Annotated in this window: 14 protein-coding genes; 3 read left to right on the top strand and 11 right to left on the bottom strand. The window is 39.7% G+C overall.

Annotated elements, in window-relative coordinates; genetic code table 11:
* Positions 1 to 106 precede the first annotated feature (106 nt).
* The 4 genes from sprA to Q0093_RS06070 all read right to left on the bottom strand — a co-directional run bounded on the left by sprA (position 107) and on the right by Q0093_RS06070 (position 10513).
* On the bottom strand, positions 107 to 7573 hold the full coding sequence (sprA, locus tag Q0093_RS06085) for a cell surface protein SprA (protein ID WP_297928988.1): 7467 nt from the start codon (positions 7571 to 7573) through the stop codon (positions 107 to 109).
* Between the two features lie 37 nt (positions 7574 to 7610).
* Positions 7611 to 8192 (bottom strand): Holliday junction branch migration protein RuvA, encoded by a 582-nt coding sequence (gene ruvA / locus Q0093_RS06080; RefSeq protein WP_294179005.1) that lies wholly within the window; start codon positions 8190 to 8192, stop codon positions 7611 to 7613.
* A gap of 401 nt (positions 8193 to 8593) precedes the next feature.
* On the bottom strand, positions 8594 to 10051 hold the full coding sequence (locus Q0093_RS06075; protein WP_297928986.1) for a monomeric [FeFe] hydrogenase: 1458 nt from the start codon (positions 10049 to 10051) through the stop codon (positions 8594 to 8596).
* A 111-nt stretch (positions 10052 to 10162) separates the two neighbouring features.
* Entirely contained in the window at positions 10163 to 10513 is a 351-nt protein-coding gene (locus Q0093_RS06070) for a polymer-forming cytoskeletal protein (protein ID WP_294179010.1), read from the bottom strand.
* A 226-nt stretch (positions 10514 to 10739) separates the two neighbouring features.
* Here Q0093_RS06070 and folB point away from each other — a divergent pair, with 226 nt between their 5' ends.
* Entirely contained in the window at positions 10740 to 11093 is a 354-nt protein-coding gene (gene folB, locus Q0093_RS06065; RefSeq protein WP_294179012.1) for a dihydroneopterin aldolase, read from the top strand.
* 98 nt (positions 11094 to 11191) lie between these two features.
* Here folB and Q0093_RS06060 read toward each other — a convergent pair whose 3' ends face one another.
* The 7 genes from Q0093_RS06060 to Q0093_RS06030 form a co-directional block, all read right to left on the bottom strand.
* Positions 11192 to 11734, bottom strand: coding sequence for a porin family protein (locus Q0093_RS06060; RefSeq protein ID WP_297928984.1), 543 nt, complete (start codon positions 11732 to 11734; stop codon positions 11192 to 11194).
* A gap of 461 nt (positions 11735 to 12195) precedes the next feature.
* Positions 12196 to 12741: a porin family protein gene (locus Q0093_RS06055; RefSeq protein ID WP_294179017.1), complete on the bottom strand. Its 546-nt coding sequence runs from the start codon at positions 12739 to 12741 to the stop codon at positions 12196 to 12198.
* A 213-nt stretch (positions 12742 to 12954) separates the two neighbouring features.
* Entirely contained in the window at positions 12955 to 13941 is a 987-nt protein-coding gene (locus tag Q0093_RS06050; RefSeq protein ID WP_294179019.1) for a cation diffusion facilitator family transporter, read from the bottom strand.
* 4 nt (positions 13942 to 13945) lie between these two features.
* The gene (locus Q0093_RS06045; RefSeq protein WP_297928981.1) at positions 13946 to 14950 is read right to left on the bottom strand and encodes a DUF4861 family protein; all 1005 of its coding nucleotides are present in this window, start codon (positions 14948 to 14950) and stop codon (positions 13946 to 13948) included.
* A 111-nt stretch (positions 14951 to 15061) separates the two neighbouring features.
* Positions 15062 to 15376, bottom strand: coding sequence for a thioredoxin (gene trxA, locus Q0093_RS06040; RefSeq protein WP_294179022.1), 315 nt, complete (start codon positions 15374 to 15376; stop codon positions 15062 to 15064).
* 109 nt (positions 15377 to 15485) lie between these two features.
* A complete protein-coding gene (gene dnaE / locus Q0093_RS06035; protein WP_297928978.1) occupies positions 15486 to 19379 on the bottom strand; it encodes a DNA polymerase III subunit alpha in 3894 nt (1297 codons plus the stop codon).
* A gap of 226 nt (positions 19380 to 19605) precedes the next feature.
* A complete protein-coding gene (locus Q0093_RS06030) occupies positions 19606 to 21435 on the bottom strand; it encodes a von Willebrand factor type A domain-containing protein (protein ID WP_297928976.1) in 1830 nt (609 codons plus the stop codon).
* 144 nt (positions 21436 to 21579) lie between these two features.
* Here Q0093_RS06030 and Q0093_RS06025 point away from each other — a divergent pair, with 144 nt between their 5' ends.
* Both Q0093_RS06025 and Q0093_RS06020 read left to right on the top strand, forming a co-directional pair.
* Entirely contained in the window at positions 21580 to 22158 is a 579-nt protein-coding gene (locus tag Q0093_RS06025) for a sigma-70 family RNA polymerase sigma factor (RefSeq protein WP_297929005.1), read from the top strand.
* A complete protein-coding gene (locus tag Q0093_RS06020; protein WP_297928974.1) occupies positions 22155 to 23288 on the top strand; it encodes a carboxypeptidase-like regulatory domain-containing protein in 1134 nt (377 codons plus the stop codon). The genes Q0093_RS06025 and Q0093_RS06020 overlap by 4 nt, the downstream gene beginning before the upstream one ends.
* The last annotated feature ends 26 nt before the right edge of the window (positions 23289 to 23314 follow it).

Below are 23314 nucleotides of genomic sequence, written 5' to 3'. Positions count from 1 at the left end.
GGGAATCGTACCGATATATCGTTGGCAACGTTATACACCGAAAGAAAACGCAAAGATGACCTGATAGTATTTTTATTGTAAAATTTAGAAAGCTACTTAATGGTGCTTATCGGGCAAGATCAAGGCGGATCGATATACCGAAGCTACTGTCTGAAATAGGATATGAAGTCGATGATACCAACGGGGTGTTGATTTGGTGGTCATAGAAAGCCCGTAGTGTAATGAGTTTGCTTAAAGCATAATCGGCAGAGAAATTAAGCATCATTACTTTTGTACCGGAAGTAGCCTGAGTGAAATTCTGTTCAATACGACGTATTAAAGATTGATCTCTTTTGAAAGAGAAGTTTGCCCGTAATTTCAGATCATTGTTAAATGTTCCTTGTTTGCCGCCTTTTCCTCTCCAAATGGCGTTGAAATCGGTAATTGTATAGCCTGCTCCGACGGTAACACCTTGACTTGTATATTCGACGATTTGACCTGCCGAAGAATTCAAGCTTAATGTACGAGAATTTTGATATTCTACTTTAGCGGTAATACTGTTTTTAAAGGTCATATCTAATCCGAGCAGTGGAGCAAAACTTTCATTGATGCTTACTGAAGAGATATCGTATGGAGAGGATGGTATCGGATTTCCGGTGAGTTCGTCTTTCGCAAAACCGAAATCTTCTTCCTCAGCTTCGGCCCAGTTGAGGAAAGAGGAAAAAGAACCCACCGTATAAGTACACCGGTAGGCATGACTCAAAACGATACTTTTGAAGTATTTTTTTAATGCCTTTATTTTAGAAAGTCCGTCATAGGTTATTTTCCAGTTAGGCAATAAACTTCTAATCGACGGAAAAGCCGTCAATCCGATTTTTCCAGCGTCTTTGCCACTGTAAGCGGCGATGAATGCAGGTATCATGACATCGGGAGAATTACGGTTAACTCCTCCGTTTTCTGAGTTATATCGTTGTCCGACTAATCCTTTTTCACTGATAAATCCTGCTGAAGGATATGTCATTCGGCTGTACTTGGCTTCTAATCGTTGAGCAATAATTTCTCGATTTTGTAAGAAGTTTTCGAAGGCTTTAGAATAATATCCGTTCGATGCCTTTGCGCTTTTTAAAGATGAAGCGATCGCTATATGGGTCATTGTGAAACTTCCTCCCCGTATGGTGGGCATACCATCATACATGAATTGTATTTGATTGTTGTTGCTCACGGTGCGGTTGGCATTTAGCGTGATTTTAAATCCTTTAAACGGTTCTAAGGTGGCATCTATGCTGAATTCTTCTGTACGATTCATAATGGCCGGACTTACCAATGAGTCGTTGACAATAAGCCAGCCTCGGTCTTTGATTTTTTTGATATAGCTTTCGTCCGTCAATCCGAAAGCGAAATCAAGACCCGGAGCTAAAGTACTGGTCGCTGTGGATTGTCCGAACATGTCCCCGACATTAGGCAAGAAAGACGGAATATACATTGAGTTACTGCTTTTGTAATGGACGTTCACATTTCTTACCATCATGGCAAACCGTGTTGTGTATTCTGCTGCTTTATACCAGAAAGAATCTTCAGGACGTTTGCCGGGCAATACGGTTAGTGTTATTTTGGCCGTATCTCTGTTCTCTATAAGGATTGTATTTTTGTCTACTACTTTATATTTTACGGAATAATATACTCCGTCTTTGGTTTTTGCGGAAACTTTTACTTTTTTATTGTCCAGATTGTGTTTCACCGTAGTTGTCGTGTCACTTTTTAAAGAGATGCTGCGCTGGAATCTTTTTTTCTGTGCACTGGTACGGGAAGATGTCCGGGAAGTATTGGCAAACTTCCGATTTACTTTTTTCAGAAAATCCGATTTGTTGTAAAGAGTCTCCAGATTGAAACGACCGTCGATTCCGAATTGGCCTTGATTATTCAGATTATTACCCATTGTCGTTTCACTGTCGATATAAACCCCTCTGTCCCAAGAATATGTTGAATTATATTTTGCCGATAGAGTCATCCAGTTCAGCATAGGAATTTTAGATAACGGAACGTCGAAAGAAGCATTGAATGTCTGGTTATAATTCCAAGGTGTTCCTAAATGCCATATACTTTGCATGACCGTGTCTTTCCATGCTTTATATTCATCGGGGAAAAGTTTTTTATTTACTACACCCGAAGGTTCGTCGATACGGGCATTTGTCATGGTAGATAAAGACATATTTAAAGATTTCAACAGATTCCACTGAATAGAGAACTGTCGATCCCATAAGAAGTTCTTGCTTACCGAAATAGGAAGTTGTGTGCTTGTGCCATCTTCTCCTAACTCTCGCAATTGTTGTTCGTAATAGTAACGGGACATATTGGTATAGAACGAAATATTATTCGGTACATAGTTGATACTCATATCTTTGATAACCTTCAAATGTTTCGATCTGCTTTTTAATGATTTAAAAGGTTGAAGGGGTTTCACATACGGTGTATAACTGTAACTGAAATTTCCTCTTCTGTCCAGCGTATTCTCGAATAGAGTTGTCGGGTCTTGCTTATTTTGTATGTTTGACGAGTAGCTAAAAGTAAAGTTTGCCGGATCATAAGGCATCGGATTTTTACTTTGTATGTCGAATTTCAATCCTGATACGCTGAAACTTTTAACTGTCGATATGTCGATAGAGGCATTCTTGATCGAATCCCTTTCTGCATCAGAACCGGCAGCGTCTAAAGCATCTGACAGTAAAATGTCCTGATCGAGCGGATTATATTTCGGTAAAGTTCGTTCTTCTGATAATGAATAGAATATCGGTGCTTTGAGTTTTAGCTTTTCAGGCAAAAAACGACCGACATCCACCATTGTCGCTATATTGTATTGATAATAGTCGTCGAGTCGACGTTCGTTGAGGCTTTGATCTATTCCTCCGAAGCCGCAAGTTTCGATATGGCCGCCGAAATTTACGGTAGCGATGTCGGATATCGCCAAATTTACGTTAGCTCGTGCAGCCCAGCCGCCACTTTCGTTAAATCCGGATAATCTGAGTTCGTTAACCCATACTACGATATCTTTATTAGTTCCCGCATTATTCCGGACACCGATCATAATTGTCGATATGTCGGACAGGCTCGGATTCCCGATTACCGAGACTTTATTTCTCGGGTGATCCGGATCGTATATTGAATAAACGTCCTGATAGCTCGAACCTTCATCCCCTCTTCGTTTTGCCGCATTCCGTTTTAATTTCAATTCTGTTACCAGAGACAAGGGAAAGTTGATCATGTTTTGTGTCGGCCAAACGGTCTCTTGATCTTGTGTATTGTATGTATTATAAGTTCCCGGAGGAGTAAGTGCCAGAGGTACTTCATATTCGTAATAATTGTTTCGATAATCAGATCCGAAACGGATGAATACAGAAGTTTCTCCGTTCCTTAAGTCTGTGTTATCATCGATCAGTTTTTCGGCATGAGTAAACATTTGCAGATATTTGTAATTCCGCATGTCAAGACTTGTATTCTTATATACAGCCCGAGCATTTTTTGGTGGTAAATTTCTTATTTTCAGGGATAAAGATTGCTCGTTTAACTGCGTAATCTGGGATTGGTCGGGAGAAATTATTCGGCTGACTCCCGGAGGTAACACATAGTTTACGGGTGTTTGTCCCGCATTTTCTTCTATATTGACGACCGATACATCTAATTCCCCTTCTGCCGGTAGTGACGTGTTGGGAGATTCTCCTGTTTGCAGACGAAGAGAATAGCTCCTCCAGTCTCCCCGTACGAGTTCGAGCGAAGCGAAACGCAGGTGAGTTTCTCTTTCGAATCCGGTCATAAACATTCGGGCAAAACGAATTGTCTTGAAATCTTGTATAGAACCGTATTTTTTTCGTGGAATATGGGTTTCATCGTCGCTGTCGTCTTTCAAAGGTATTTTAAATTGATACCATGTAACTTCTGATTCCTGACCATTTCTCAGACGAACGACAGTCGTGCGTTTATCAGTGATGTAATTTCTTCCTACTTGAAGATTCTGAGGAGATATTTTTATACCGTATTCATAGTATCTTTCGTATTCGTTCAACGTGTTGTCTTGATTGATATCTTCGACGTCCGGAACACTTTTGGAGGATTGATAGTATTTGTCGGCAGCATCATCCGGAGAACTTGAGTTCCCTTCTACTCCGTTATAATGTTTATATCGGCTAAGAATATCGAGCTGCATGTCATCGTAATCTACACCTCTGTAAAAATGATAATTATCTCCTGCAGGGTCGTTCAAAGGAGAGAACGGGTCTTCCAACATTTTAGCTTGAGCCTCTGCCGTCGTATTTTGTTTCAATTTCTCTAAAAAGTCGGAATAGGTGGAAAATGTAAATTCTTCGCTGTTTGCAAGTCCGTCTAATCCTACGTCTTGTTTTTCACGAGCACCGTCTGCATTCTCGAAAGCATAGGTCATAGATTGGCGTTTCGAAACTTTTCCCCATACGGTGGTTGTCAGATTCGATTCATCTCCATCGACAGGAAGACCGTTTTCGAACGATTTCATGCCATCTTTCAGTATATCTTCCGATATTTCTCCAAAATTGAAATACAGGTATCCGACCTGACTTTCATTTCCCGGATTGTCCGGATCGAGAAACGGGTCCATCATCCAAAATTGTAAATATTCAATGTTTGCAGCTTCAAAGTCGGTATTATCCATTTTTCTCATAATTCCTCCCCAACGTTGTTCCGGGAATTTGAGAGAACCGTCGTTGTTTATTTTCTCCGCATCGACGTTGTAAGGGCCTCGTTCTGTCGGATAATACGATAGGTTCAGAACTTGTAGGACAGAAGATTCGCCGTAACCGAGTTCTTTGTTCGGGAATACCTCGCTGACATCGATTTCCCGTACATAATGATTAGATAATTGATCTAAATCGTTTTTAATATGGGCAGGAGTTAACGAGGAGTTTTTTTGAGTAAACATCCGATCTATATAATACCAAGATATTAAAGCTCTGTTTTTCCCGTAATCTGCATTGTTGGAGTATTTTGATTCGGGAAACATAGACGGAGTCGAGGCGAGAGACCACGAGTATGGAGTCCTCAAATCATAACCCGATTGAGAAGACTCGAAATCATCGATATAGGAGAGCGAGTTGTTTTTTCCTTTTCCCGGTATTAACTGTGCAAATTCTGCATTCAGCGATAATCGCGACGGAGCTGTAGCATTCACGGTCGGTATTTTGTTGATCAGAGATGTTAGCCATTGGAATTCTGTATTGTAAGAAGTATTTAATCCCCACAGAGTATTATTCAGCACTTCATCTCCGATGTTAACTTTCTCGGTCAGAGATTTTTCTCCCAAGTGCATAATCGTAGCTCCGACATTAAAATCTTTAGAAAATGCATAATTGAGATCCAGTCCGACCATTGTTTTCCGTTGCATATTGAATAATGACTGGTCTTCAAGACTGACGCTGATCGGAGTTCCGGAATCGATGTAACTTTGATTTAAGATAGTTACAGTTCCCATTGTGTAATCGACCGAATAATCTACATTTTCGGTCAGGGTCATACCTCCGGCCGTGACTCGTACCGATCCTCGGGGCACGTGCGTGGCGTTAAGTTGTATTTCTGCTCCTGATGATGCTTTATATTCTCCTTTGATTACAAACTTGTTCTTATCGGCATACTGCCTGGCTGCTGTTAATGTAGTGTCATACAGTTCTTGATAGACATATTGGTCGACATTCGGGATGTTTCCGATTTTCTTTTTTAAATGTGAGCCGAAAGGTTCTACTACCGGGAAAAATACTCGACCTTTGGATGCAAGAATAGTGTATCCTTCTACGAAGTCGAAAAATCCGTCGGGATTTGTCTCTTGGTTGTTATCTAATCGGTCAAGGTTCATAACCTTCAATAAGGTTTCGTTCTTGATGTTTCCGATAGGCATATATGTCAATTGTGTTCCGGCTGTGTCGCTTTTATAGTAAATATTTAACCGAAACTTTTCTTTTTGTATCTGAGTGGCGTTAAGGGAATATACATTCTTCATCATCAACTTCCATGCCGGAACGCTTGTAGAGATTGTAGTTCCTTTTAATAGTTTTACGTATAAGCTCTTGTCCGTGTCTGTAATATTCCCTGAGAATTCTCCTACCTGATATGTCTGTCCGTTTTTCGTATATTCGAATGCTACTGCCAATACATCATCCGGATTGAGCTGACTATTTAAAGAAATATATCCGAGTTGACTGTTCAGTGTATATTCCGAACTGGTGAGCAGTCGGGCACTTTCGACTTTGACATATTCTTGTCCCCCATTGAACCCTTGGGCTTCAAGAGGTTCTAATACCTGAGTTACCTGATTGATATTTCTGGCATCGGGATAGTTGGTTTGAATATACTCATATAAACTGTTTGCATTGTTTGCCGGACATGTATAGCTTCCGTTTGTATGCCATAGATCCGGATTTGCTAAATTATTTCTGCTTTGCTCTCCAAGATCCATAAATCCGACGATGTTACGTGCCTGATCATAATTTCCCCTTTTGTTGGTTACCCACACTTCTATACGATTAATGGTCACTCCCGACGATATATAGGGGAGTTTGGACATAGAATTATCATAATTATCTCTAAAATAGTGAGCTAAAAAATAGTGACGGTTTTCATCATATTGGTCGGCACTGAAAGAAAACTCCGAAGTTTGAGCTCCTCCTTTGGAGTTGACGGTTTTAGATTCTGATTCTTGTTGAGAAACTAAGGCCGTAACTGTCAGTTTACCGAATTGCATTTTCGTTTTTATCCCGAATAATGCCGATCCTCCGCGTATTAAGGAAGATCCTGTAGTCATACTTACATTACCGGCTTCTATGCTTTTGATAATTTCGTCTTCTTTCCCTTCATAGTTCAGATTCAGTTTTTGGGAATCGAAATCGAATGTCGCACCGGTATTATAGTTCATATTGAAGTTAAGTTTATCTCCTACTTTTGCTGTAATATCTGCTTGAATTTGTTCATCGAAATCGAAGTAGGTCTTTTTTCTTGCACTCAATGCCAATGCCGGATTATCGATTTTATTTGTCTTTATACTCATAGTCAGTTCTGCCGACCCTTGAGTTTTGATTTGTACGCCTCCCGGACCGAAAACTTTTTCTAATGGACCGAGATTGAATTTCATATCGAGAATATCAAAAGGGTCTTTTCCCTTACCTGCGTTTTCTTTGTTTTTTTCCCGATAGTAAGCCTCTATGGACTTTCGTAAGGAATAATCTTTGTATTCTTCAGGGGTCAACATAAAGGGGGTAGATACTTCCATATCTCCGACTTTTGTACGCACAACGTAACATTGAGTTACCGGATCATATTCGAACACCGAGCGTACGTTTTCAGGAGTTTTTAGATCTGCCGGACTGCTTTTATAAAGATCTTCATAAGTCTCTATCGATGTTTTAGCTACCGGGAAACGGCTTTTTTTTGTAGTGTCTTCAGGTGCGGGAATAGATGAGACGGATGCTTCCGGAAGGTTTAGTGAGGAAAAAGCACGGTTATAAGCCGCAAAGGCAGAGTAGATTCCTATCCCGCTGATACATAGAAAAATATATAAAAGATAATAAAGCCTTTTATTCATTGATCCGTGAATCCTTTTCCCTTCTCCCGTATGTGTGTTACAGCATTTTAAGTGCAGCTTTAATAATAGCTTCTACTTTTAATGTGGGAGATTCGTTCAATAATTTTTGTACGACCTTCATTGAAGCGGTTTGCGGAAATCCTAACATGACCAGAGCGGCCACAGCCTCATCCTGTACCTCTTGATTTTGGGGCATACTTATATTTAACGTATTGTCCCCCGGTTTTATTTTATCTTTGAGGTCAACAATTATACGTTGAGCGGTTTTTGCACCGATCCCTTTAACGCTTTTCAATATGTTTACGTTTTCAGAAACGATAACTTGCTCCAGTTCAGGAGCAGAAAGAGAGGAAAGAATCATTCGTGCGGTATTCGGCCCGACACCGGAAACGGAAATTAACAACAAAAACAGGTCTCTTTCGCGACGGCTGATAAATCCGAAAAGTACGTGAGCATCTTCGCGTATAGATTCATATACAAATAGTTTGGTTGCGGTATTCGGGGATAGTGCACTGTAAGTCGTTAAAGATATATTGAGGAAATAGCCTATTCCATTACATTCTATTACTGCCGATGCCGGAGTTAATTCGGAAATTTTACCTGTGATATATTCTATCATTCTGCTGTTATTTTTCTTGCCTTCAAAGGTAAGAATTATCTATTAATCGTAAAAGAACTGTAAAAAGAAACGCTTTTATATTTTGAATAGCCTGTCTCGGTTATTAATAGGAAAATTCTGGCAGGCCTTTATTGTATCTTAATAAAATTAGTCAACCTATTAAATTATCGAAGCATCGAATGAATTTTAAAATTCATTCGATGCTTCGATAATTTAGAGCCTGTTTAAATTTTACAGGGTCAGTTTTGAGAATTTCTTCCGAGTATGTTTTTCTGCTTTTACGAGTATGATAGCGGGCTATCTAACGAGTGAAAACAGGGAAAAGGACAGGAAGAGAACGCAAAAATGACCTGATGGTATTTTTTATTGGAAAATTTAAACAGGCTCTTAAGTTAGTCGTATTATTTTTCTGATTCTGTTTCGGCAGAAAACTTTTCCATAGCTTGTTTAAACAATTTGCTTCCTGTTGCGGCATCTACATGTGCTGAAGGTCCTGTTACACATCCACCCTCACAAGCCATTACTTCGATAAAGTTAACCGGCGCTTTACCTTTGGAGAATGCCCGAAGCAGACCGATATTCTTTTTATTGAGATTTGATACTTGTAAGGCTTTCAGGTCGGGAATTAAATTTTGTGCTTTCACAGCTCCGATAACTCCACCTGACATACCGAAGCCCTTTCCTTCTTTGGGTGCTGAGCAATGGAACGGTTCGTTGTTTTTCGGTGTCATATCGATGGATAATCCATCGAATATAGCATTTATTTCTTCAAATGTCATTACATAATCTACAGCCTCATCTCTGCGGGCTTCTGACCGTTTGGCAACGCAAGGACCTATAAATACGATAAGGCTTTCGGGATATTTTTCTTTAGCGATTCGAGCTGTGTAATACATAGGACTTCCGGTACTTGATACATAAGGTTTCATATCCTTGACATGTTTATTTACCAGCTCTATGTAGGATGGACAACATGATGTTGTCATAAAAGGTTGGCCTTCTTCCAGTTTTTCTTTCAGCTCTTCTGCTTCCCTTCGGGTTGTTTCCATAGCACCTTCGGCTACTTCAAGAACGTCATGGAAGCCTATTTCCCGTATCGCTTCGAATATGGTTTCCGGTTTTTCGGAATACTGTCCCATGATAGAAGGCGCGACGATCGCAATAACTTGTTTCCCTTCTTTTATTTTAGTGAGAACGTCGAATACTTCAGATATTTCGAAAATAGATCCGAAAGGACAGGCATTGATGCATTTACCGCAATAGATACATTTCGATTCATCGATATGTTCGATGCCGTTTTCATCTTTAGAAATAGCTTTTACCGGACAGGCTTCTTCACAAGGTACTGGAATATATACGATGGCATGGTAAGGACAAGCTTCTTTACAGATCCCGCAACTGACGCATTTACTGTGGTCGATTCTGGCCTGGCCGTTTTCTCCGAAAGAGATGGCTTTTCGAGAACAATTCATATAACAAGCTCTTGCTACACATCCTCGACATAAATTGGTTACTTCGTAATTTACCTGAACACATGCAGAGCAAGCTTCATCAATAACACATAAGATATTTTCTTTATTGTTTTTCCCTCTTTTTAAAGCTTTCTCGGCGTAATAAGAGAGAGGGATCAACTCATCTTGTTCGTCATTCATATCAAATCCCAGCAGCGGAAAGGATTTATATTTCCAGACAGCTCTTTCTTTGTGGATGCAACAACGTCCCATAATTTTCGCATTACGCGGACTGAGTTCGATAGGTAAACGGTCAATGTGTTCTACCAAACGGTCTTGTTTCCATAACTCAACGAGTTTTGCCATTAATACCCGGCGGACAATGAGTACATTATTCGCAAAAGCCATAAATATTATTTTGTATTTGTGATTTTTTCAAAAACGACTGCAAAGATACGGCTATTTTCTCAAACAACTGTATAAATGTTATATAAAAATAAGAGGGATTATAGATAATTTCTATTTTTGAAAGGTTCGCATCGAACATTGTCCATTCAGATGCGCATTCGGTTCGATTATTAAAGTTGTAACCGTAATATTTCCTTCCAGAAAGGAACTCGATTTTAAGACCAAAGTCTCTGCTACGACAATATTTCCGCATACAGTACCCATAATCTCGGCATTGACCGCTTTTATGTCTCCTTGTACACGTCCTTGCTCTCCGATAATGACTTTTCCCTGACAATCAAGATTCCCTTGAAGAATTCCGTCTATACGAATATCCGTAGAGGCTGAAATGTTTCCGGTAACGGTTGTCTCTACAGTCAGTGCGCTATGCGCCATCCCGGTAGGTTGGTTTTCCTTTGCCATATTATTATTTCTCCTATGGTTGCAAAATTACGATTTCTAATGAAAAAACAATTCATGCCGGATAAAAACTTTTATAAGTTCGGAGCTTGGCTGAGTTTAGTTCGGGATTGATTTGAGAATTTTTTATCGTAAAATTTAGACAGATTCTTAGTCGGAATTGATATGTCGATGTATGGAAATAGATAGAAAAATGTATTTTTGCGGTAGTCTTTAAATAAAAGCAGATATGAATACGTTTGTAGAGTTGAGAAAAATTCGTTTTTATGCTTATCATGGTGTTGCTGAACAAGAACGATGCGTAGGAAATGATTATGAAATATATGTTAAAGTAAAATATCCTTTCAAGGATGCTATGGAGACGGATAATTTGGACGCTACGCTCAACTATGCGCAGTTGTATGAAATTATTTATCGGGAAATGAAAATTTCTTCTCATTTATTAGAGCATGTTGCGGGGAGAATCATACGTGCGATACAAACAGAGTTTCCTCTTTCTGAGGGGGGAATATTGAGTATTTCAAAACAAAAACCCCCTATACCCGGAGATATAGAGGGTGCATCTGTTATTGTTGAATGGTAGATTCCTGTTTTGTTTTCGTTAGAATAAATGCAATATCTCGGTGTAATTGTTCGAGTAAGCTCAATGCTTCTGCCGAGGTTTGCAATTATTTTAATATATTAGAATTTCCATCCTAAAGCGATTTGGAATACGCTATTTTTAGCGTCAGCACCGTCAAAGGCATCAGTTGCACTGATCAGATACCGGAAACCGGCTGTAAGTCCCATTTCAGTTTCATATCCCAATCCTACGCCGATTGCAAAATCAAAAACATTTGTGGCGTCTTTTATACTATAACTTTTGCTACCTATTTTTTCTTTACCGACTACGCGGAATCCGAATTGTGGACCTGCCTCGATATTCAGTCCTTTCCACATATATCCTTTTACCATAACCGGAATTTGAATGTAGTCCAGTTTAGTTGTCAGATCATCGTATTTACCACCTTGCATGGCATATTGTAATTCCGGTTGCAAAGCAACATAGTCATTGAAACGAATGTTGGCAAAGCCTCCGATTACAAGTCCCGGTCGTGCATTAAAATCACTATTTGTCAGGTTCGAAAGTGATAAACCTGCTTTTGCTCCAAAAGCGATTTCTTGAGAAAAAGAAAAGGCGGTGGCTAAAAACAGCATAACAGATGCAAGCACAAATTTTTTCATATATATCAAGTTTTTATTTACCGTGAGGCCGCCGGTAAGAATAAATTTATTATAGTAGGGGATATGACCTCCACAAATATAGTTGTATATCCCATAGTTGATTATACAACAAAAATAATATAATAAAATAAAAATGTGATTGTCTTTTTTTATGTTTTTGTGGTCTATTTTTCTACTTAAGTTATTTTAATTTTGTTAGAATAAATGTTGTATGTTGGCATAATAGACAGGATAATTTTATTGTTTCGCATTTTATAAAAAATAATAGGCTCTAAGATGAATATTTTGAAAAGTTATTAGATTGTAACTGATAAACGTAAAAAGCCGTATCAATTCTATTCTCGAGTAGTGATACGGCTTTTTTATAATCGGTGAAAGATGTCAAGTTTCAAATTAAAAGTTCATTTTCTCTAAAATTGAGTTTTGACCCCCTCTTTAAAAAATTATGTTCTTTATTTTTTTCAAAACATCCAACCTACAGTAAGTTGAAATACGCTGTTCTTATTTTTTTCGTGATCGATGGCTTTAGTTGCACTAATCAGGTATCTGAATCCCGCAGTGAGTCCCATTTCCGTCTCATAAGCCAACCCTACGCCGATTGCAAAATCGAAAACTTTTGTTTCATCTTTTACATTCACACTTATATCTCCTTCTTCACTGGAAGCTTTTGTCCGGAATCCGAACTGTGGACCGAGTTCGAGATTTAGACCTTTCCACATGTAGGCTTTTGCCATGATTGGGATATTGAAATAATTCATTTTCAGCGTATAATCATTTTTTTTAGTCCCTTGCATAGAAAATAATATTTCAGGTTGAACCCCTAAGTAATCATTTATTCGCATGTTTGCGAACGCCCCGACTACTATGCCCGGTTTTATCCTCATGTTTGAGTTTGTCATGTTTGTCAGATTTAATCCGATTTTAGGGCCGAATCCAATATCCATTTGCCCGAAAGAAAAGGCTGTTGCCATAAGCATCATAACAGATGCAAGAATAAGTTTTCTCATATTCAGAAATTTTATCCTTCCGGTTCCGGTTATGAAGGAAATATAACTGGAGAAGCATAGGAACCCCCGATTTTACAATCGTATGCTCTCATTATTATTCAGTAATTACAGATTACACTGTTTTACTATAACAATCGGAGATATGGGAGTTGTTCACTCTTACAAGAATTTCTTTTTCTGAATAGTTCTAAAGATTTCTTTTTGTAGATAATTTTATTCATTACGCTCTTCATCACTCTCTGTAATTTCCTTGAGCGTAAGTTGTAGAGGTGAAACGAATGGTTGTTTCCGATATGTGCAATTTGTCACTTGGCAGTGCTTGCAGTAGGATCTGGTACAGAAATCTGAATGTACCGAGAATGAAATTTTATCGGTAAATCCTTTACATATAATCTTTTCCAGATTTCTGCAAACTGAGTGACCCTCTTTTATATTATAGTACCAAGGAAGAGTAAGGTCGCAGTCTATATAATAATAACTACCGTATTTTACCATTTTCAGGTTATGGATGTCTATCCAGTCGGGTTGCCGGTTTTTTGATATTATGTCGGCGATTATGCCGAGAATCTCTTTATCCGCTTTATCCATAAGGTTGGCAACTGTTTTCCTGAGTATAGAGATTCCCGTGAAAATAATGATAGTCCCGAAAATCAATGCGAGGACACTATCTATCCATTCTATCCGGGTAATATACATCAGAACTAATCCGATGACTAAGCCTATACTCGAATAAGTGTCGGATTGCAGATGTTTTCCTCCGGCAATCAAGGCAATGGAGTCATATTTTTTTCCGGTGCGGATACTATAATATCCCAATAAATAGTTGATAATCCCAGCTCCGGCGATGATGTAAATACCGATATCCAGTTTTTCGATTACAGAAGGGATGAATAGTCGTTTGATTCCCTCAAAAACGATTAAACTCCCGGCAAGGATAATGAGAAGACCTTCTACAGAAGCTGAGATAAGTTCAATTTTACCATGTCCGAAAGGATGGCCTTCATCTTTAGGTTTTGCCGCAAGATGAAGGCTGTATAAGCCAATAAATCCGGCTGCCACATTTACAATACTTTCCATCGCATCGGTCAGAATCCCGATCGAATTAGTCATGAAAAATGCGATGAACTTTCCAATCATCAGAATGACGGAACAAGATACGATTACGGTTTGTACTTTTTGTTTGAGGCGGCCTTCGTCCATAATATCAATTTACAAGATTTACTTTTATAGGATTATCGATGTAAAGTGTTTCATAATCGATAAATTCTTCAAAATAGTCAGCACTGCGAAATCCTTCGTTATCTTTTTCTTTAGCACCGTATACATAAAAAGTCAATTTGTTTTCTGCATTCGGTTTCAATTCCGCATACCATAGTTTATGATCTTTGTAGGTAGTGTAACCTCGTCGGGTATAATATTCATTCGGAATGATGATCGCCATTCCCGTATAATATGATTCTTTTTCCAGAGTATGAGCCATGAGTGCGACATATCCGTATTCATAAGCCCGGAAAGTCGTATCCGGATTTAATACATTATCTTTTATGCCTGTGAGTAGAAGTGTATTCGAAGGCATATTTATTAATGCTATTTCCTTTTCATAACCGTTATGTCCAGCCCAGATTGTTACCAGCTCGATGATACGGCCTGCGAATGTTTCATTTTCTTTTCGGTCGATTCCGAAAATTCTTCTTACCGGCCCTTCACTAATTATTAAATAGTGCGGTTCTCCTATGGGATAGGCCACTTTTTTTGAATAAACGGCAATTTCCCCTAATCCGATAGAATCGGCTTCTTGCAGAATGGTATATCCTGAAGCGGTAAATTGTTTGAATGATTCCTTGCCTACGGATGTCTGTATAGAATCTTTAAAAGTCGGATATTTTTCCGGAGTTACCCATGTAAGTGTTGCAGTGCGGTTTTCATTCGGAGAAAAATTGCTGATAAATGCGAGTTCGTCCCATTGTCCGTCTTGATCTATATCATCGAGTTGAGAGACGATTAGTTTTCCGTTGTTATCGTGAAGGACAGGCAGTAATGTAGAGTCCGGATTATTTAATTGGCTACGTTCGATAACAATACCTGCATTATTCCGGTAACGGTCTGTAGGATTGGTCATTTCAATAAGCAGACTCTCGCTTTTCTTTTGCTGATGACATCCGGTAAAAATGATGGTCGTCATCGAAACGATTAACATAAAGATTCTCATAATGTTTTCAGTTTTAATAAGTAAAATTCTAAAAACAAATTGGGAGGAGAGTCGGTAGAAAGAAAGATTGTATGAAATTTTCCATACAATCTTTCACTGATATTCTATATTTTATAAGTTAGCTTCGATTTTTGCTTTCAGATCGGCTTTAGAAGATGCACCTACTTGTTTATCAACAAGTTTACCATCTTTAAAAAATAAAAGAGTGGGAATGCTACGGATACCGTATTCTTCACTCAACTCATTGTCGTTATCGACATTATATTTTCCGATAATCGCCTTATCTTCGAACTCGGTAGCCAGTTCTTCAACGGCTGGGGCGATACTGCGACATGGACCGCACCATTCCGCCCAAAAATCAATTACTACGAGCTTGTTCGAAGCGAGAAGCTCTTTGTAGTTTGCATCTGTAATTTGTAATGCCATGATTTTGAAGTATTAAAATTTTAATTTATAATGGTTTTCAAAAGTCTAACAAAGTTATAAAAAAACAATAAACCAATCCTATTTGTTCGATGAATTATAAATATGTTTTTTAAGCCGATGCCTCTGTACCGTATAGCACCAGTTCGTCATCTGCCTCTTCGGTATTGCGTTGCATTTCTTTGCGGGAAATACCGTTTATTTTGAATGATAGTCCGTTGTTGTCCTCTATAAATCGGATTAGGTCTTTTGTTACATTAACTTTGTGTGATCGGGCGAAAAGCTTTACTTGATATTTTTCTTCAGGATCATAGATTTCGAAGAAAAGTTCGGTATTCGATTCTTTATCGGGTTTAAGCAGGTCTGTCAATGGCTCTATTATACCATTGTTGATCTGATCGATCGGAATTACTACAGTAAGACTTTCCAATAGTTTATTTTTTACGTCTTGCAATAATTCGATTGAGACAATTCGTATATCCAGAACACTCTCATTGAATTTTCGAGGTTGACATTTCGCTTTAATAAGCAGGTACATACCGTTGTATCCGAATTTCCGGAAATCGACGAAATCTTTTCCGAAAAGAGGAATCTCGGCAGACCCTGAATAATCCTCGATTTTTAGAATTCCGAATGGTTTACCGGTCTTTGTCATCCCCTCTCTAAAACCTGTTACAATACCACCCATGACAATATCTTTGTTGATTAAGGCCTGACGGTCTTCCAGTTCGCTCATTCGGGTATTGCATCCGTATTCGAGAGTCAAGGCATAGTCGTCTAAAGGATGAGCAGACAAATAAATTCCTACTAAATCCCGTTCTTTTTCCAGTCGTTCCAAATCAGACCAGCTTTCTGCAACAGGAATTTCCGGCTTGGCTACTTCGATAGCATCGCTTCCGCCGAATAGTGAGTTGATCTGAGCGGCTTTATCTACTTGATATTTATTACCGTAACGGACAAGAGTTTCGAGGAAAACTTCACCTTTACTGTTTGGGGCGAAATATTGTTCTCTTTTAATTTCCGGAAAGCTGTCGAAGCCTCCGGATAAGGCAAGACTTTCTATATTTTTTTTGTTGCAAGCATTCAGATTGACTCGTTGTACGAAATCGAAGACACTGGTGAACGGGCCGTTTTTCTCCCTTTCTTCCATAATGCTGCGGACAGCACTTTCTCCTACACCTTTTACAGCTCCCAATCCGAAGCGTATATTGCCGTCTTTATTAACGTTGAATTTCAAATTACTTTCATTTACATCCGGACCGAGCACTTTAATACCCATAGCTTTACATTCGTCCATAAGTTTGGTGATTTCCGTAATATTCGAGATATTGCGGCTCATCACGGCAGCCATATATTCCGAAGGGTAGTTAGCTTTCAGGTAAGCTGTCTGGTAAGCCACCCAAGAGTAACATGTCGCATGAGACTTATTAAATGCGTACGATGCGAATTTTTCCCAGTCTGCCCAGATTTTTTCCAAAGTTTTGGGATCGTGTCCGTTCTTTTGTCCGTTATTTATAAACAGCGGTTTTAGAGCATCCAGTTTATCCTTTAATTTTTTTCCCATCGCTTTACGCAAAGCATCGGACTGTCCACGCGTAAAGTCAGCCAATAACCGAGAGAGAAGCATCACCTGTTCTTGATACACTGTAATTCCGTAAGTATCTTTCAGGTACTTTTCCATAATCGGAATATCATATACAATTGGTTCTCTGCCGTGTTTCCGGTCGATAAACTGCGGAATATAATCCATAGGTCCCGGTCGATAGAGAGCATTCATGGCGATGAGGTCTTCAAAGGTCGTCGGTTGTAGTTCACGCAAATATTTTTGCATGCCGGCCGATTCAAACTGGAATGTCCCTACGGTTTTCCCTTCGCTGTACAATTTATAAGTCGCATCGTCGTTTATCGATATTTTGTCGATATCGATATCGATGCCTCGGTGAGATTTTATATTCGCTACGGCTTCTTTGATAATCGATAGTGTTTTCAATCCTAAGAAGTCCATTTTTATCAGTCCTGTATCTTCGATTACCGAACCTTCATATTGAGTGACCAACATTTTCTCACCGGTCTCTTTATCATCGGCTGTACTTACCGGAACCCAATCGGTAATGTCGTCTCGGCAGATAATCGTTCCGCAAGCATGAACACCCGTACCCCGTACATTTCCTTCGAGCATACGAGCATATTTCATCGTATCGCGTATCAACCTATTGTCCGATTCACAAGCTTGTTGCAATTCGGGAACTGCGGCAATACAATTCTTTAGATTGATTTTCGGAGATTTACCATCTATCTCGGGTAACCTGTCGGGAATTAATTTTGTAAGACGGTCTGATTCCGAAAGGGGTAATTTTTCTACTCTGGCAACATCTTTGATAGCCATTTTGGTTGCCATAGTACCGTAGGTAATAATATGAGCGACCTTTTCATGTCCGTATTTTTCAGTTACCCAACGAAGCACTTCTCCTCGTCCGTCGTCATCGAAGTCAATGTCTATATCCGGTAAAGAAATACGGTCGGGATTCAAAAAACGCTCGAACAGCAAGTCATATTGTATCGGGTCTATTTGGGTAATCCCGAGACAGTAGGCAACTGCCGATCCGGCAGCTGATCCTCGTCCCGGACCTACCGATACCCCCATGTTACGGGCTGCAGCGATAAAATCCTGTACGATCAAGAAGTATCCTGGGAAACCCATTGTTTTCATGATATGGAGCTCGAAGATCAGCCGTTCCTTTACATCCGGACTCAACGGATCTCCATAACGAGTTTTTGCCCCGTCGAAAGCTAATTTCTTTAAATAGTCTGCTTCCAGTTTGATACGGTATAGTTTGTCATATCCTCCTAATGTATTTATTTTTGCCTCTGCTGCAGCTTGATCCAGGACTACATTTCCGTTTTCATCTTGAGTAAATTCATCGAACAAATCTTTTTCCGTAAACTTTTTCCGATATCCTTCTTCTGTCCCGAATTCTTCAGGAATAGCGAATGTCGGCATGATAGGAGCATGATCGATCGAAAAAAACTCCACCTTATCCAGTATTTCATTGGTATTGATAAGGGCTTCGGGAATATCGGCGAAGAGAGCATTCATCTCTTCGGTTGTTTTCATCCATTCCTGTTTTGAATAATACATACGGTTGGGATCGTCAAGATCTTTTCCCGTACTCAAGCAGATCAGCCGGTCATGAGCTTCGGCATGTTCTTCGTCGACAAAATGCACATCATTGGTACAGATTACCTTGATATTATATTTTTTTGCATATTCCAGAATTTTAGTATTAGCTTGTACTTGCAAAGGATATGCTTCGTGATTGGCATTCGGAACGGTAGCTTTGTGCCGTTGTAATTCCAGATAATAATCTTCACCGAATAGATTCTTGTACCATCGTACAGCTTCTTCTGCTTCGTCGAGCAAGCCTTTGTTTATTTTTTTCGGGACTTCACCGCCTAAACAGGCAGATGCGACGATCAACCCTTCGTGGTACTTTTCCAGTTCGACACGATCGGTACGTGGACGCATATAAAAACCCTCTGTCCATGCTTTTGATACCAGTTTAATCAGATTTTTATATCCTTTCAGGTTTTTGGCAAGAACGATTAGGTGGTATCCGCTTTGATCTGGCTTACCGTTTTTATCTTGTAAGCGGTTTCTTGCCACATACATTTCGCAGCCGATGATCGGTTTGAAGAGTTTCTTCTCCTTCTCTTCCAGTTCTGCTTTACAGCGTGAGAGTTCGGTATCCCGGTCTTCGCATTCGATTTTTCCGTTTTCGATACCCGATATCCTTTTTTTTAAATCCTTTATCTCGTTTTTGACGCTTCCGTTCTTTTTATTTACATAATTATAAAATTCCTTGATTCCGAACATATTTCCGTGATCGGTAATGGCAATGCCCCGCATGCCGTCACGTATGGCTTTATCTACTAAGGCTTGTATGCTTGCTTGTCCGTCAAGAATAGAATATTGGGAATGGACGTGTAAATGTATAAATGGATGCATGATAAATATAATGACTGTTCTTTGTATGGGGATAAAGTTACGAAGCTTATTCGAAGCAAGAAAATAGATTCGGTGAAAATTTTTATAAGAGTTATTTATGAGAATTTAATTAGTTGATGACTAATGATTTATTGGAATAGTTTTGTCGATACTTAGTTGTATGACAAGGTGGAATAATTATTGTGTGATTATTTCACCTTGTCGTGTGAATAAATTGAATGTAGACCTAAAACCCTTTTACACTTTGTACGAGACGGACAAATTCGGTACGGTATCCTTCCGGATCGAATGATAAGCCTCTTTGGGCAGTTTCTATAACCTGATCATAAGAAGCTTCGCCTTTGTAATCGGAATTTCGGAGCAATTGGGCAAACATGGCGACAGCCGAAGCGAATCGGAAATCCGGTGATACATTGTCTTTATCCGTATCCGTTACGCTCTTTTCTATTTTTTTACTCTTCTCTTCTTCCGGAGTTTTGTACCGGAGTTTCACGGTCAGTAGTTCCGAAGAGTTGCCTGTTTGCGTGTTTATATTCGTTTCGGTTTGGTATTTCAACGGATCGATACTTCCCGGAATATTACCCGATATTCCGGTGGGGATGATTTCATAAAGGGCTGTGACCGTGTGTCCTGCACCCATTTCTCCGGCGTCCTTAGTATCATCGTTAAAGTCCTCGTTATCCAATATCCGAGTCTCATATCCGACGAGACGATATGACTGTACTTTTGCCGGATTGAATTCTATTTGTAATTTTACGTCTTTGGCAACGACGTACATCGTAGTTCCGAATTCGTTTACCAAAACTTTATTCGCCTCTTGAATATTGTCGATATATGCATGGTTGCCATTTCCCTTTTGAGCCAGTATCTGCATCTTGTTGTCTTTATAATTTCCCATTCCATAACCTAAAACAGTCAGGAAGATTCCGCTTTTTCGTTTCGATTCGATCAGGTTCTCCAATTCTGTTTCGCTGGATGCGCCGACGTTAAAATCTCCGTCGGTACAAAGTATGATCCGGTTGTTTCCTTGTGCGATAAAGTTTTTTTGAGCAATGCGATAGGCTTCTTCTATGCCTGCACCTCCGGCGGTAGATCCTCCGGCAGTGAGTGTTTCGAGAGTATCTTTGATTTTTTGTTTTTCATTTCCCGGAGTAGATGGTAGAGCGATCCGTGCATCTCCGCAATAAGTAACGATAGCTACTCGGTCTTTTTCACGCAGATTGTTCACCAGCAGCCGCAGCGAAGACTTTACGAGTTCGAGACGTGTCGGTCCGAACATAGAACCCGATACATCGATCAGAAATACGAAATTCGATGCCGGGAGGTTTTTGCTTTCGATTTCTCGGGCTTTTAATCCGATTTGTACCAAGCGATGAGTTTTATTCCACGGGCAGATACCGACTTCTGTTGTGATTCGTACCGGATCATTTCCTGTTGGTTTCGGGTAATTGTAATTGAAGTAATTGATCATCTCTTCGATGCGTACGGCATCTTTCGGAGGCATTTCGCCTTGGTTGATAAATCTTCTTATATTGCTGTATGAAGCAGCATCCACATCGATAGAAAATGTCGATAGAGGATCTTTGACGGGAGATTTGAATCGGTTTTCGTCATTATGGCTGTATTCTTCCCGGTTTGCATATCGATCGTAGATAAGTGCCGGCATGCCGAGACTTCTGACCGCCATTTGTTTGCTGCTGACTGCCCGGTTACTTACTTCATCCGACGTTATGACACATTCTTCCATTAACAAATTGTTATCAGGATATAGTTTGACATTGATTATTTTTCGGTTGGCTTTTACTTTTTTGGTTTTATATCCGATATAAGAAAAACGGATGATGTCATCTTGTGTCGCTTCGATCGAATATTTCCCTTGTTCGTTTGTGACCGTTCCTTTCCGGCTTTTTTCTATCGAAACATTTGCTCCGATAAGGGGCTGATCATTTTCATCGGTTACTGTTCCCGTTACGGTCAAGGATTGAGCGGATAGTCCTGAAAAACAGACCATACACAAAATTACGCTGAGTATCGACTTAATTTTAACAGTTCTCATAATATACGTTTTTTTAGGAGTTAGATAATATATTATTTTATTGTTTTGTTATATAGATGCATGCACTTGCCATAATTCCATAAACGAGATGAAAAATTTTTTTCCTTTGTCGTTTTGGGTTGGAAACTTTATCTTTACGAAAAAATTAAATCGACGTTTTTTAAACCGCACATATCATCTTTGCCCGATGAAGAGCTACTTGCTCGGTATAATAGAACGGGTGATACGAAGTATTTCGGAGAACTATATAACCGTTATATTCCGTTATTGTACGGAGTCTGTTTGAAATATTTGGGAAATGCCGAGAAAGCAGAAGATGCCGTAATGCAGCTTTTTGAGGAGTTGACCGAAAAAATAGGACGGTATGAGATTACCGTATTTCGTACATGGTTATATAGCGTGGTAAAAAATCACTGTTTTCGATTGTTACGGAAAGAAGAACGGGAAATTCCGGTAAACTTTGATGCCGATTTTATGGAATCTGCGGATATTGTGCATCTATTGAGTGACGACGATGAGGATTCTCGTTTACCGGCATTACAGAAATGTATGAGACAACTGCCTCCGCAGCAACGAGAATGTATCGAGTTGTTTTTTATGCAAGAACAGTCGTATGCCGATATTGCAAGTAAGACCGGTTATTCTTTAAACCATGTAAAGAGCTATATCCAGAATGGGAAAAGGAACTTGAAAATTTGTATCTTAAAACAGAGTGACGAATGAATTTAAAGCAGTACATACGAGGCGGGAGAAGGGGCAAGGCTGCCCGGGATTTGGAGAAGGAAGCGTTGAACGACCCTTTTCTGAATGATGCGATCGACGGGTATGATGCCGTACCGGGCGACCATTCCCGGCATTTGGAGAATTTGCATCGTAAAGTTTCCCGCTCGTCATTAGAGAGGGCCGATTTTCGTCGTTTAGCAGGTTTGGTTGCCGGGCTTTTGATTCTGTTTACGATCAATTTCTTTTTTAACCGAAAAGAAGAAGTCGAAATGACGGCGATGGATACTACTGCCGGACAAGCGGAGGCTATTTGGGCGGATACAGGAAAAAGTGTCGAAACTGAAATCGTTCCGCCCCTGATCGCAGAGGCAAAAAAGAGAGAAACCGAGCAAAAGGTTCGTAGTGATGATGAGATAAGAAAGGCACATAATACACCTGTTATCCGACAGAAAAATAAAGAGAGTGTTGTTGAAGAGTCTTTGGCGATGAGTACAGATGTTGTGTCGGAGGATGAGGTGAGACTTGCCGATGAACCGGTAGAAGAGATAAAAGTCATGGCTATGAGCAAACATGCTGTTGCTGCAGCACGACCGCTTGCTACTGCTGCTCATGAAGCGATCGGGATTGTTACCGATAAGTCGGGAAGCCCTTTGGCGGGAGTCGCCGTGCAGATAAAAAACTCAAAAACAGGGGTTGTTACCGGATCGGATGGAAGATTCTCGATACCGGTCTCGGGAAAAGATTCTTTACAATTTTCATTCGTAGGATTTGAGACTACCTCAATCTGTGCCGATCCGAATTCTCCTATGTCGATTGTTTTATCGGAAAGTCCGATGACTTTAAGCGAATCGGTGATAGTAAAATCCGCCGATTTAGAGCCGGTCATGGGGTGGAGGGAGTTCCGTAAATATTTGAAACGGGAGATGCGGCTTCCCGTAGATACTTGCCGAAATATTTCGGGTAAAGTTTCTTTGACTTTCGAAATAGACGGGCAAGGTCATCCGATAAATATCAAAATTAGAAAATCTTTATGTCCTTCGTTAGATCGTGAAGCGATGCGGCTATTGAAAAGCGGTCCTATATGGCAGGGTAACGCTAAGGTCGGACAAGTCGATATCCGGTTTGAATGATGATCGGGAGAAATTAATTTTGGTAT

This window comes from uncultured Coprobacter sp., assembly GCF_947855755.1.
Taxonomy (GTDB): Bacteria; Bacteroidota; Bacteroidia; order Bacteroidales; family Coprobacteraceae; genus Coprobacter.
Note: the sequence above shows the minus strand (reverse complement) of the source record. Positions and strands in the feature narration are given on the sequence as shown.

Excerpts from the sequence above, each read along its gene's own strand:
- sprA (WP_297928988.1), bottom strand. The coding sequence starts at position 7,573 with ATGAATAAAAGGCTTTATTATCTTTTATATATTTTTCTATGTATCAGC.
- ruvA (WP_294179005.1), bottom strand. The coding sequence starts at position 8,192 with ATGATAGAATATATCACAGGTAAAATTTCCGAATTAACTCCGGCATCG.
- Q0093_RS06075 (WP_297928986.1), bottom strand. The coding sequence starts at position 10,051 with ATGGCTTTTGCGAATAATGTACTCATTGTCCGCCGGGTATTAATGGCA.
- Q0093_RS06070 (WP_294179010.1), bottom strand. The coding sequence starts at position 10,513 with ATGGCAAAGGAAAACCAACCTACCGGGATGGCGCATAGCGCACTGACT.
- folB (WP_294179012.1), top strand. The coding sequence starts at position 10,740 with ATGAATACGTTTGTAGAGTTGAGAAAAATTCGTTTTTATGCTTATCAT.
- Q0093_RS06060 (WP_297928984.1), bottom strand. The coding sequence starts at position 11,734 with ATGAAAAAATTTGTGCTTGCATCTGTTATGCTGTTTTTAGCCACCGCC.
- Q0093_RS06055 (WP_294179017.1), bottom strand. The coding sequence starts at position 12,741 with ATGAGAAAACTTATTCTTGCATCTGTTATGATGCTTATGGCAACAGCC.
- Q0093_RS06050 (WP_294179019.1), bottom strand. The coding sequence starts at position 13,941 with ATGGACGAAGGCCGCCTCAAACAAAAAGTACAAACCGTAATCGTATCT.
- Q0093_RS06045 (WP_297928981.1), bottom strand. The coding sequence starts at position 14,950 with ATGAGAATCTTTATGTTAATCGTTTCGATGACGACCATCATTTTTACC.
- trxA (WP_294179022.1), bottom strand. The coding sequence starts at position 15,376 with ATGGCATTACAAATTACAGATGCAAACTACAAAGAGCTTCTCGCTTCG.
- dnaE (WP_297928978.1), bottom strand. The coding sequence starts at position 19,379 with ATGCATCCATTTATACATTTACACGTCCATTCCCAATATTCTATTCTT.
- Q0093_RS06030 (WP_297928976.1), bottom strand. The coding sequence starts at position 21,435 with ATGAGAACTGTTAAAATTAAGTCGATACTCAGCGTAATTTTGTGTATG.
- Q0093_RS06020 (WP_297928974.1), top strand. The coding sequence starts at position 22,155 with ATGAATTTAAAGCAGTACATACGAGGCGGGAGAAGGGGCAAGGCTGCC.